We start from the raw sequence: 13,315 nt of genomic DNA on the forward strand, positions 1-13,315 counted from the left end.
GGGATCTCAACCTCTCGTTCCGATATTACTTTGCCAGCTTCGTCGGCAACTACCTTCTTACATATGGACTTCCGTCCAACCTTTGTTTCTGTGTAATAGATCAATCGGCTACCTCCCACCGGTCGAATCGACCCGGAAATTCGTCACTTGCTTGATTTTTATTGGATTTCGAGTTCATTTTGAACACTAGTATCACAACATCATATGTTTATTTAATATATTATAGTATAAAGTCTTAAAAGTAAATGTGTTATTTTGATATTTATGCTATAATTTCATAGAATAAAGCAGGTGACAGGTATGAAAATTGTGTATTACTTTGATGAAAGCAGGCCGGCCAAGGAGAAAACGGTCGTGCAGTCTATATATGGAGATGAAGTCCAGTACATTTCCGAACGCCCGTGGGCAGCAATTGATATGTTCGAAAATGGGGACATTTTGATCTGCAATTCCGTTGATGAACTGGCAGCGAGTGAAGTTACCTTGGAGGATGTCGACGACATCGTGAAGGAATATGTTAACATCCTGAACCGCGGCGTTGAGTTGGTCTTCGATAAGTCAACTCAGTGCAACAGCCTGTTCATCAAGACGTTGATCACCAGCGACAAGGACTTCGAGTCTGTGCTGCGAAAGTGCATTATGAATTATGCCGGACAGAAGGATATCGCCGCCAAGTACGCGAAGAAGCACGTTGTGACAGCAAGGGCCAACGGCAATCGTGTCGGCCTGAAGAAAGGAACTCGTCTTATTACAAAGAAATCTATTGTAATGAAGGCAAAGATAAAAGAATACTCCAAAGAGTACGATGGAACATTAAGCGATGAAGAGTTGATTAAGCGCCTCGGAATCGCGAGGAATTCATATTACAAATATAAAAAAGAATTAAGAAAGGAGGTTGATTGATATGGCATTCTTAGATCCGAATGAGCTTCTGGAACAGCAGAAGAACGAAGAAAGCACAAAGCTGAAGCTTATTACGCCGGTCATCTTGGCCAAATGGAAAGACACTGATAAGGTCGTAATGGAATATATTTACACTGCAGGCCGTATTTCAATCGATGAGTACAATGTGGCACATCGTGGCAAGGAGAAGCGTGCAGACTATCTGCTTCTCTGGAAGGATAATGTCCTTCTGGCACTTGTTGAGGCCAAAGGACAGGATCATTCCGCTTCTGAAGGTTATGCGCAGGCAGTTGACTATGCGACAGACCTTGACGTCCCCTTTGCGTATGCGACCAACGGTATCGAACTGATTGAAAAAGATATGATTACCGGCATCAACAGGCATATGAAAATGGAGGACTTCCCCGGCCCTGATGAACTGTGGGACCGTTATATGAAAGAGAAAGGCCTCGACAGCGAATCTGAAGCGATTCTCACCTATCCTTACTGGACTACGGTTGGCGGCAAGAAGCCCCGATATTACCAGCGCATTGCGATCAACAGAACGGTCGAACACATTGCCAAGGGTAACAAGCGTGCACTACTTGTAATGGCAACCGGCACTGGTAAGACATTCACAGCATTCCAGATCATTTATCGGTTCTGGAAACTGCGTAAGGCAAAGAAGATCCTCTTCCTGGCGGACCGTAACATTCTGATCGATCAGACAATGCGTAAGGACTTCGCACCGTTTATGGAAGCAATGGTGAAGTTCGACAACGATAAGATTGACACCTCCAAAGATGTGTATCTGGCGCTGTATCAGCAGCTGAAGACCGATAAGAAGGATTATTATAAGGCTTTTCCGAGAGACTTCTTTGACCTGATCGTCATCGATGAGGCGCACAGAGGTTCTGCATCGGAAGGCAGTTCCTGGCACGAAATCCTCGAATGGTTCTCACCGGCGACTCAGATCGGTATGACAGCTACTCCGAAAGACGGCGGTATTGAGGAAGCAACTCTCGCAGAAGAAGAAGCCTCCGCAACACTTACCAGTGCGCTGGTCAAGGCGCCAAACAACTTCAAACTGATCGAACAGCTGCGCAAGGATTTTGAGAAAGCGCATAACCTGAGAGTCAAGCTGGAAGAAGAGTCGAATATGGCTTACTTCGGCAATCCTATTTATACATACTCCCTGAAACAGGGTATCGAAGATGGCTTCCTGTCCCCGTATAAGGTCATCTCCGTTGAATTGGACATTGACCGTGACGGTTATACTCCCCCTGCCGGAAAGACCGATATTGATGGTAATCCGGTCGAACAGAGGACATACACGCAGGAAGAATTCGATCGCAAGATCATTGTGGAAGACCGCCGTCAGCTGGTGGCTGAACGTATCACAGAGTTTATGAAGGTCAACGATATGCGGTTTGCCAAGACAATCGTCTTCTGCGAATCCATTGAACACGCAAGGGATATGGTCTTCCGTCTGGAAAACCTAAACGCAGACCTTGTGGCAGACAACCCGAAATACGTTATGCAAATCACCGGTGACAACGATATTGGTAAAGCGCAGTTGGACAACTTCGTAGATCCAAGCAGCCGCTACCCTGTCATTGCGGTAACCAGCCGTCTGATGAGTACCGGTGTTGACGCAGAGACATGCAAGATCATCGTCCTGGACCGTACGATCGGTTCTATGACAGAGTTCAAGCAGATCATCGGACGTGGTACCCGTGTGAAGGAACATTATGAATGCGAGGGTGAGGAAGAGACGAAGATGTACTTCTCCATTCTGGACTTCCGTAAGAACTATCTGAAGTTCAACGATCCGGGTTTCGATGGTGATCCGGTAACCGTAACCCTGGTAGATCCAGGTAAGCCGTTCACGCCACCTCCGGTCAAGCCGTACACACCGCCGAACCCAACTCCGCCGAAGCACTCTCGTATTGCAAGACTGAATGGTGTTAACGTTGAAATCGTCGGTGAAGAGGTTCATTATCTTGATCAGAACGGAAACCTGGTTGCACAGAACCTAGATATGTGTGTTCGCAATAATATTCAGACACAGTATCCGACATATGATGAATTCAAGCAGGCTTGGAAGATTGTACAGGATAAGGCACGCTTCGCAAACGAACTTCTGCTGGATGACAGTAAGAGTTGGGTTGATTCCTTTAAGATCCGTTACGGTTACATGGTTGACGAATTTGACATCATTGCCTACTTCGGCTATGACATTGAACCGCCGATGAGTAAACATCAGAGAACACAGAATACAGAAGTCGTGAAGTATCTGGAGATGTTTGATAAGGACAAGAGAGATATTCTGAGAGGCCTTCTGGACGCATATGCGGACACAAGCTTCGTCAACCTTAAGGACATCAAGACGACATTCTCGCATCCACGGTTCCAGCAGTATGGCAGTCCGCTGAATATAGTGAAGAAATACTTCGGAACAAAAGAAAAATACTACGCTGTTCTGAAAGAACTGGAAAAGCGTGTATACGATTAACGAGCCCAAAATGAACTCTGAAATAATAGAAATATGAGGTGAAGCAAGTGAGTTTAGCCACTTTGATTAAGAGATTACAGGATGTAATGCGTAAGGACCCAGGCGTCGATGGCGACGTTCAGAGACTGGCACAGTTTGTATGGCTGATCTTCTTGAAGATTTTCGATTACAAGGAAGAGGAAAATGAACTGGATGACGATTACAAGCCGGTCATTCCCAAAGGATATCGTTGGAGAGACTGGGCGAATCCGCTGAATGAAGACGGAGAACCGGACGTCAAGAACCAGCTGACCGGTCCGGAACTGATTTCGTTCGTTGATATGAAGCTTATCCCGGTTCTCAGGGGCGATGCCATTGAAGTGAATGGTAAGGCGACAGTTATTTTTGACAGCACAGATGACCGTGCACTGCTGGTAAAGCAGGTTATGGGCGATGCGACCAACCTGATGAAAAATGGATACTATCTCCGCGAAGTCGTCAATATGTTCAATGAAGTGGACCTTGGAGAAGCATATGACAGCCACCAGTTCTCCGAAATGTATGAGAGTCTGCTGGATGGCCTGCAGGCAATGGGCAAATATGGCGAGTTCCACACAGTCAAGGCAATTACAAAGTTCGGCGTTGATAAGGTTCATCCAAAGCTTGGCGAAACTGTCGCCGACTGGGCTTGCGGTACCGGAGGCTTTCTCGTAGACGCGATTGAAAACCTCAGAACGCAGGTTCGTCTCGGTCATAATGAAGACTTCTATCAGCTGCAAAAGTCCGTCAGAGGCGGCGAATTCAAGCCTATGCCGTATCGTCTCTGCATTACGAATCTTCTGTTACACGGAATCGACCTGCCGAATATCCGGTATGGTGACTCCCTGGATATCAAGAACTTCAGCGAATACTACGGTGATGATCTGGTAGACGTCGCGTGCCTCAATCCCCCTTATGGCGGTGTGGCATCTGACAGCGATAAACTTGCTTTCCCGGCAGATATGCGTTCCTCGGAGACCGCAGACCTGTTCGTAGCATTGACAGTGAGGCGTCTGAAAAAGAATGGTCGCGCAATCGTGGTCGTGCCGGACGGTTTCCTGTTCGGCAATGACAATGCCAAAGTAGCTATCAAGAAGTACCTGATGAAGGAGTGCAATCTGCATACGGTCATCCGTCTGCCGCAGTCCTGTTTCGCACCGTATACGTCCATTGCGACGAATCTGTTGTTCTTCGATAAGACCGGTCCGACAGAAGAAACCTGGTTCTACCGTCTGGATATGCCGGAAGGATACAAGCACTTCAGCAAGACAAAGCCGATGAAGCGTGAACACTTCGCACCGGTTGACGAATGGTGGGATAACCGTGCCGAGATCCTCGATGAGAAGACTCACGAGGATATGCCAGATACCTGGAAGTCCAAAAAGTACACGATCGCCGAAATCGAAGCGAACGGTTACAACATCGACTTCTGTGGTTATCCGGTTGAAGAAAAGGTTATTCTGTCTCCGGAAGATACGATCAAAGCGTTTATTGAAAAGCGCGAAGCGCTGGATGCGGAAATGGATGCCAAGCTGAAGGAAATCTTGGATCTTCTGGGGGTGAAGTAATATGCCTCATGTATTAGCACAGGATCTTCGGAATGCGGTGCTGCAGGCGGCTTTTGAAGGGCGACTTACAAACCGCGAAAAATCTGACAGTAGCGTCTATGTTGCGCTTAAAAATAATTCATATACAAGAAACACAAAAATTGCCGAAAAAGAGATAAAAAATGATCTGATTTTGCCCGTTGGTGAAACTCCTTTTGAAATTCCAGATGAATGGACGTGGGTGAGGTTCAACGAAATCTTTTCAGTTCTTAATGGAGATCGGGGAAAGAATTATCCTGCGAAAAACACATTGAAAAAGGAAGGAAGTATTCCGTTTATCAGTGCATTAAACCTTAATGGTAAAGATGTCGAAGTAGATGATAATCTTCTCTATCTTTCTGAAGAACAATACGAAAAACTGAATGCAGGAAAATTAAGAACAAACGATACGGTGATGTGTATTCGCGGGTCGCTTGGTAAACATGGGAAATTCCAGTTTGAAAAAGGTGCAATCGCCTCATCTTTAGTCATAATCAGGCATATTAGTGCTATATGTGATGACAAGTATTTGTTTTACTATCTCGATTCACCTCTTCTTTCAGCAGAAATTCGTAAATATGACAACGGAACAGCCCAACCGAACTTGGCTGCAGACAGTCTTAAGAAGTTTCTTTTTCCTCTCCCTCCCATCGAAGAACAAGCCCGTATCGTTGCCAAAGTCGATGAACTGATGGCGAAAATCGATGAATACGAGAAAATTGAAAAAGAACTCGCCGAACTTCAGAAGGCGTTTCCCGGAAATATGAAGGATGCCATTCTGCAGGCGGCGATGCAGGGTAAGTTGACGGAACAGTTGGAAAGTGATACGGCTCAGAAAGTCAGCCCAGATAGTTTTGAAGACGAAGACAATCTTCTGGATATTCCGGACAGTTGGCAATGGAATCAGCTTGGTTCTGTAGTTAATGTCATGACAGGTCTTTCATTCAGCAAGCAAGAACAGTGCGCTGCAAACAGCGGCGCATTACGAATACTTCGTGGTGGAAATATCTTAGACAATTACAAATACGGTCTATTTGATAATGATGTCTATGTATCATATCGTGATAAACATACGAAACTTGAGATTGGTGATGTACTGTCTCCATCCGTGACGAGTATGGAGAAAATGTGCAAGGTGGCTTACATCGACAAGGAACTTCCAAACACAACTGCCGGCGGTTTTGTGTATATTCTTAGAAGTAAAGACTTCGGTCTTATTAATCCGAGATACTTAATGTATTTCTTCAATTCGGATTTTAACAAGCAGATGTGTAAGCCAAACATTCACAAGTCTGGACAGGCCTTCTATAACCTTAAAAAGTCCGGCCTTGTGACCCAACCGCTCCCTCTTCCACCCATCGAAGAACAGCAGCGTATCGTCGACAAACTTGATCAGCTTCTGCCGCTGTGCGAACAGTTGGAGAAGATGGCAGCATAACTAAAATGAGGAGAAGCGGCATTCGCTTCTCCTTTCTCTTAGCAGAGAGCCATTGACGGTTCTTCTTCCATAACCGAAATTACACACAATGCGTTTATTGATTACAGAAGCCGGTATTTCTACCACGAAAAAGTGTGTGTAATTCATCCAAAAAAAGGTAAAACACCTCAAAAGTGCGTAAACACGGCATTTTCGAGGTGTTTTTGAAATTTACACACACGAAGATTAAAGATTTCCGCCTGATCCACAACAGTTACACCGTTCGGTTTCACCTTTACCATAGCGCTTCCTCTTCACCTTACCTCACCTCACCATTGAGGTTTCATAGTAGTTTATCACAGAACAAAAAAGCCTTGTTTGGCTCTTCTGATGCTTCACACAATGTATCGAAACTGCTTACTCAACTGCCACTGAATGACTGCTCACATGGCCTGTTGCTTCGCTTCAGGCTATGCCATATTCTTATGAAAAAAGTTGACAGTTATTGAGTTCCTCCATTATGCGAATATGTATATATAAAGTGTTCCAGCGGATATCATCAGATATCTGCTGGTTTTACTTATTGCATGCAATGATATGAATCATACGGAATCTGATGCTTATTCAATAAAGTATCTGATGTTTGGGGAGTTTCGATATGAATCTTCTGCTTTCATTCTGCAATCATACCGAACATCCTAATACCATCCTTCATCAACGATCTCGATCAGATGTTTTTCAAAGAGTGTATTAATTTTGAAAATGCGCGTTTCATCTTTAAAGGCTACATATGCATTTCCATTTAATATCCTGTTTACCCTGCCAAGTCCATACTTTTTATGCTGAATCTGCATGCCTGGAGCTAAATTAGTTTTTTGTCTGTTATGGCTGTTATTCATATTGCGTTTCTTTGCGTGTTCCTTTTTCGAGTATACATGTCTTCTGTTTTTCAGCATTTCTGAAAGATTCGTAAATACAATCTGATGATCAGAATATTCCAGCAGAATTTCATCACCGCACTGTCCGATAATGACAGCTTTACGGCCTGATGCATCCGTATATGAGCGTCCACTGAGATCTCTTGGCAGCGAGGCAAATAGATCATCTTGATCAATCACTTCCTTTGGAAGTCCTGAGATGATTTCGGTATTAAAAGACTGTGATTCTTTCTTGATATGAAACAGATACAGTGAATTTTTAGCGCGCGTGATACCGACGTAGAACAGTCTTCTTTCTTCCTGCTGAATCTGAATATCATCACTTTTCGAAGGAAGAATGCCATCAATGACATCCAGCATGATGACATTATTATATTCACGGCCTTTGGATGAATGAATCGTACTGAGATTCAGTTTTGCATCGTTAGAATTTTGATGATTGCTGATAAAACTCTCCAATTCATCCAGTCTGTTCAGGAATGCCTGGCCATCCTTCTGCGCATCTGCAATTTGTCTCAGAATATCTATCTTGGATAAATCCAGATTCTGACTGCCTGCATATGAGGAATAATCCATATTCATCGTAATGTAATCAATTAGATGATTACCAGGGATGCCTGTGAGTTTCTTGAATTGCTGATCAAGATGAACAACTTTTGCCTTCAGCCAGTCTTGTAAATCCGGACTGTTTTCCATTTCAAACAAAATGGAATTGCCTGAAGCCGCACTCATTTCAATTGCTTCTGCTGCTATTTTCTTAGAAATCTGCAAAGAGAATTTATAGTAGATTCTCTGGAAAATCTCACGGTTATCCGGACAGTACGCAAAGGTTATGATATCCCGGATGTCATTTACAATGCGTGATGAAAAGAACAACGCATCATTGGCACGCATATGAAAGGAGATTCCATTCTTATTCAGCATGTCAATAAGAGGAATTGCTGAATCATTATTACGGTATAAAACGGCAAATTGATCCTTGTTTTCCCTTGCTTTCTCCAACAGCCACCTGTATTGACCGCTTCTTCCAGATAGCTCAATAATGTGAATCTGCTCGCCTTCCTGTCGTACTGCCTTCATATTCTTAGAGTGGCGGAACATATTTCTGGAAATGAAATCTGATGCAGCGGAAATGATATTGCCGGTGGATCGATAATTGTCTTCCAGCAGCAGAACTTTCGCATTCTCCCAATTTTCTGTAAAGTGAAGAAGTGCCTGCGGATACGCTGCGCGGAATCCATAAATACTCTGATCCTCATCACCAACCAGGAAAACATTCTGGCTTTTTTCAGCAAGAAGATGCAGGATTTCATGCTGAATACGGGATGTATCCTGCGCTTCATCCATACAAAAGTACATAAATCTCTGCTGATAATCCTTCAACAGATCAGGAACTCTCATCAGAAATAATCTGGCATAGACAAGCTGGTCATCATAGTCCATCCATTTATGCTTTTTCATTTCACTGAGATAGTCATTGTAGATATCATCAAAATGATCAAAACTGAACTTCAGTTCTTTCATCTCGTTATCTTCCAGCATCATATTCTTTACATATGTGATGCCAGTTCGTATTTCCTTCAGAATGCTGTCCGTTGTGTATTCATTTGTATACTTTTGATAAATTCTTCTTAGCAATTGTCCTGTCTGATTCTCTTGCACTAAAGTAAAAACCTGATGATGCGAGTAATATCTCGAATATCGGTTGATAATCAAATAGCACAAGGCATTAATTGTTTTAAACGTAATATTGTCTGCCAGTTCTTGTCCAAACCGTTTCGCAAATCGTTTCTTCATTTCATCTGCTGCGGCAGTTGTATATGTCATGACCAGAATGGAACGTGGATCAATGTTTTTGACATAGATCATATAGCCTATTCTTGCAATCAGAACAGTTGTTTTTCCGGATCCAGGAACAGCTAGTAAAAGGACGGGTCCATCAACGGTGGTAACTGCCTGGATCTGCTGACTGCTGAATCCAGGTGTATATTTTTTCAGAAATGATTCTTCATCCATGTGTTGATGATCGCCTCTCTATGCCTCAATTATCCCACAGCTTTCCTGTCAGGCACAGAATCTGTTCTTACTTTTGATAACCTGAAAACAACTTGGTCTTTATTGCATGCAAACGAAAACCGCCCCTGCTGCCAGTTGACTGGCCATGCAGGAGCTGCTTTCAATAGGACAAGAGATATTTATGAACGAGTCATGAAGTTAGTTAATAAGTTAATGCGTTACTTTGTCGGGAAGAATCCAGATGGCGCATCAGAGAGATTGATCATGATATTCTTCTTGGCTGTGTAAGCATCGAGGATGGCAAGATCTGTCTCTCTGCCGATACCGGACTTCTTGACACCGCCGAATGGTGCACCTTCCGGAATCTGATTGTAGGTATTGACCCACATTCTGCCGGTTTCTACCTTGCGGGAAACTCTGAGTGCCTTGGTGATATCCTTTGTGAAGACACCGCCGCCAAGGCCGTATTCACTGTCATTTGCCATCGCAATGACTTCGTCTTCATCATGGAACTTAATGACAACAGCCACCGGTCCGAAGATTTCTTCTCTGGCAACACGCATGTCATTGGTGACATTGGTAATCAGCGTAGGCTTAACGAAGTTACCCTTGGCAAGATCGCCGTCGTTATTCTTGACGCCGCCTGCAGCAATGACTGCCCCTTCTTCCTTGGCAATGTCAATGTAGGAGAGAATCTTCTTGACCTGGCCGGCGTTGATCTGAGAACCGATCTGTGTTTCCGGATCGAGCGGATCACCCTGCTTTACCTTGCTGAACTGATCAGCCAGGGCAGCGACGAACTTGTCATAGATGGTATCCTGAACGAAGATTCTGGATCCTGCGCAGCATACCTGGCCCTGGTTGAACAGAATGCCAAGCATTGCGCCATCGAGTGCCTGATCCCAGTTCATGTCATCGAAGAAGATGTTGGCACTCTTGCCGCCAAGTTCCAGGGTTGCCGGAATGAGCTTGTCAGCGGCTGCCTTGGCAACGCTGTAGCCAACTTCGGTAGAACCTGTGAAGGCAAGCTTTCTGAGATCCGGATGATCCAGCAGGTACTGACCAGCCTTGCTGCCTTTGCCGGAGATGACATTGATGACACCAGCCGGGACAACATCCTTGATCAGATCCATCAGGACATTGACGGATAACGGTGTGGAAGACGATGTCTTGAAGACAGTGCAGTCACCAGCAGCCAATACCGGTGCCAGCTTCCAGGCTGCCATCAGGAATGGGAAGTTCCAGGGCACAATCTGTCCGACAACACCAATCGGCTCACGCAGTTCAATGGAGAGCATGCCGCCATCCAATACGGTTGCAGATCCCTTCTGGGTTCTGACTGCACTTGCAAAGTAGCGGAAGTGCTTGGCAGATAACGGAATGTCTATTGCCATCGTCTCACGGATCGGCTTGCCGTTATCCATTGTCTCAACTCTGGCAAGCAGTTCTGTATTGGCATCAATGATGTCAGCGATCTTATCAAGGATCGCAGCACGTGCTGCCGGTTCAGTGTCACGCCACGCCGGGAATGCCTTCCAGGCAGCCTTGACAGCCTTGTCTACATCTTCCTTGGTAGCCTCAGCAGCCTCTGACAGCAGTTCACCTGTGGCAGGATTATAAACTTTGAAATATTCACCTGCGCCCGGTTCAACGAACTGTCCGTCGATAAATAAACCATATCTGTTTCTCAATTCTGTATTCATGGAAAACCTCCTTTGTTTTCTCTTAACTACTTGGTACACTGTAAGCATACAGAGCATCTGGTCCTTTCAAAAGAGCCAGATAAATAAAATAAAAAGGTACCAGATATGTTTGATTATCATTTTTCGAAAGACACATTCAAATACGAGACGCTGTATGAAGGGATCCGTGAGGATATCATCAACGGCCATCTTAAACCGGACCAGAAACTGCCAGGCAGGCGTGAAATGGCAGCCGAGCTGAACATCAGTATCACATCCGTAAAGAAAGCCTATGAGCTGTTAACGGATGAAGGCTGGCTGTATGTCAAAGAGAAGAGCGGTTATTACGTCAAGAAGATCAATTACCGTATGAAACAGACAGAGCCATTCTCCATCCCTGCCAATGATCCTAAAAAGGAGAAAGTCTATGAGATTGACTTCAAGGCAAATTCTGTCTCAACCAGACTCTTCCCCTTTTCCCAATGGTCCAGATGTATGCGCAATACACTCAGTTATTCCAATGATACATTCAGCCAGACAGTGCCATGGCAGGGGCTGTATGAGCTGCGTGCTGCCATTGCCCGCTATCTCTATACTTCACGCAGCATGGCTGTCAATCCAGCCAATATCATCATTGGAGCCGGTACGGAATATCTTTATACAAGACTGTTGATGATCCTGCCGCAGAACACTGTAATCGCAGCAGGTGATACCGGTACGCATACCTTTGCCTCGATTGCAAAGCATCTGAACATCCGCTTTGATAAAGTACCGCTTGAACAGGAAAACATGAAGCCTGATCAGCTGGCCAAAGATGTCACCATTGCCCAGCTGTCACCAGCAAATCTCTTTCCTATTGGCAGAGCTATGCCGGTAGATCAGCGCATTGCCTTCTTTGAATGGGTCAATGCAAAGCCAGACAGGTACATTATCGAAGATGACTATGACAGTGAATTCCGCTATGACGGCGGCTATAAGAAGACAATGTTTTCAGAAGATACCAGAAACAAGGTCATCTACATGAATACATTCTCCAAGACCATGATCCCATCATTACGCATCAGCTACATGATCCTGCCGGATGATCTGTTACAGACCTATGAGAACAACATCGGCTTCTATGCCAACTCTGTTTCTACCTTCGAGCAGTATGCCCTGGCAGAGTTCATGGAAGAAGGCTACTTCCAAAGACATCTGGACAGACTGTTAACGTATTATCGAAAGCACAGACAGAAGGTCCTGGCAGCCCTTAGAAATGATAAGGAACTGATGCAGAAAACAGAGATTGAAGAATATGGTGCCGGTACACACTTCCTGCTGCATATTCACACCAGTAAAACAGAACAGCAGCTCGTCCAGAAAGCAGATGAAGCAGGCATGTACCTGTCATTCTGGCATGGCAGCCATAAAGACAATGAGCGGGTATTCATTATCAATTATGCTGCCATCCCGGATGACAAAATCCAAAAGGCTCTCAGCCTGCTGCAGCAGGTTATTGACTGAAGAATATGCATCAGAAAAAGTGATTCCCCAGATACAGAAGAATCACTTTTTGATCATGAACGATTATTCTGTGACTGAAAGCAGCTTTATAATCTCCTTACCCTGCCAGATCTTTTGGAAACTGATAAACACCAGTTGCAATCAAAGGAAAAGCAATACTGGTACAGCCAAGCTGCTTTGCCAGGTGTAATGAATTCCTGTAACACGATTCCAGAATCTTCTTTTCACCATGTTTTCCATCAATCCAGGAAGGGCCAACGGCATGAATAATATACCTGGCATCCAGTGCAAATGCCTTGGTAGAAACTGCCTGACCCGGCAGGATCTTACCAATCCTTTTTCTTTCTGCAAGTAACTGCTCTTTGCCAGCCGCTGCATAGATCGCACTGTCTGTGCCTCCACCAATCATAGGAAGCGGCACAAAGTTTATCAGCCATAGTATTGAGCCTCTCTTGTGACTATCTTAAACAAATGCCATCACAGTGACAATAGCCATACTGATGGCCTCTGTGATCAATGGCACCATGGCAGCATAGTATGCTTTCATGGGTTCCATTTTGTAATAGGCCACATAGAGGATCATACTGATGACAAATGCAATTGCGATGAGGATCATAGCAATTGTATTTTGTTATGCGTAGGAGCGCTGTTGAGCACCGAAGAGGTGCGAAACAGAAAACCTCCCGCTATGCGGGAGGAAGGCCGGTGCTTCTTATAGAAAGAAGCACCCCATCTATCTAGAATGGTGATTGTCCAAG

Annotated in this window: 9 protein-coding genes; 5 read left to right on the forward strand and 4 right to left on the reverse strand. The window is 44.7% G+C overall.

All coding sequences use genetic code 11. The features are described from left to right. Positions 1-300: 300 nt before the first annotated feature. The 4 genes from MOZ60_RS08705 to MOZ60_RS08720 all read left to right on the forward strand — a co-directional run bounded on the left by MOZ60_RS08705 (position 301) and on the right by MOZ60_RS08720 (position 6,439). A complete protein-coding gene (locus MOZ60_RS08705) occupies positions 301-903 on the forward strand; it encodes a hypothetical protein (protein WP_370596382.1) in 603 nt (200 codons plus the stop codon). Position 904: 1 nt separating this feature from the next. Beyond that, positions 905-3,397: a type I restriction endonuclease subunit R gene (locus MOZ60_RS08710; protein ID WP_370596383.1), complete on the forward strand. Its 2,493-nt coding sequence runs from the start codon at positions 905-907 to the stop codon at positions 3,395-3,397. 86 nt (positions 3,398-3,483) lie between these two features. Beyond that, a complete protein-coding gene (locus MOZ60_RS08715; protein WP_370596384.1) occupies positions 3,484-4,983 on the forward strand; it encodes an HsdM family class I SAM-dependent methyltransferase in 1,500 nt (499 codons plus the stop codon). A 1-nt stretch (position 4,984) separates the two neighbouring features. Beyond that, entirely contained in the window at positions 4,985-6,439 is a 1,455-nt protein-coding gene (locus MOZ60_RS08720) for a restriction endonuclease subunit S (RefSeq protein WP_370596385.1), read from the forward strand. A 677-nt stretch (positions 6,440-7,116) separates the two neighbouring features. Here MOZ60_RS08720 and MOZ60_RS08725 read toward each other — a convergent pair. Both MOZ60_RS08725 and MOZ60_RS08730 read right to left on the reverse strand, forming a co-directional pair. Beyond that, the gene (locus MOZ60_RS08725; RefSeq protein WP_370596386.1) at positions 7,117-9,372 is read right to left on the reverse strand and encodes an ATP-dependent helicase; all 2,256 of its coding nucleotides are present in this window, start codon (positions 9,370-9,372) and stop codon (positions 7,117-7,119) included. Positions 9,373-9,590: 218 nt separating this feature from the next. Beyond that, on the reverse strand, positions 9,591-11,075 hold the full coding sequence (locus MOZ60_RS08730) for an aldehyde dehydrogenase family protein (protein ID WP_277654871.1): 1,485 nt from the start codon (positions 11,073-11,075) through the stop codon (positions 9,591-9,593). Between the two features lie 105 nt (positions 11,076-11,180). Between MOZ60_RS08730 and pdxR the strand changes: the two genes are divergently transcribed. Continuing rightward, on the forward strand, positions 11,181-12,557 hold the full coding sequence (pdxR, locus tag MOZ60_RS08735) for a MocR-like pyridoxine biosynthesis transcription factor PdxR (protein ID WP_370596387.1): 1,377 nt from the start codon (positions 11,181-11,183) through the stop codon (positions 12,555-12,557). 97 nt (positions 12,558-12,654) lie between these two features. Here the strand turns inward: pdxR and MOZ60_RS08740 are convergent, their stop codons facing one another. After that, positions 12,655-12,966 carry a macro domain-containing protein gene (locus tag MOZ60_RS08740; RefSeq protein WP_370596388.1) on the reverse strand — a complete coding sequence of 104 codons (312 nt, stop codon included), beginning with the start codon at positions 12,964-12,966 and terminating at the stop codon, positions 12,655-12,657. Between the two features lie 54 nt (positions 12,967-13,020). Next, positions 13,021-13,173, reverse strand: coding sequence for a hypothetical protein (locus MOZ60_RS08745; protein WP_370596389.1), 153 nt, complete (start codon positions 13,171-13,173; stop codon positions 13,021-13,023). Positions 13,174-13,315 lie beyond the last annotated feature (142 nt).

Source organism: Grylomicrobium aquisgranense, from assembly GCF_033971865.1.
In the GTDB taxonomy this organism is placed as follows: Bacteria; Bacillota_I; Bacilli_A; order Erysipelotrichales; family Erysipelotrichaceae; genus Bulleidia; species Bulleidia massiliensis.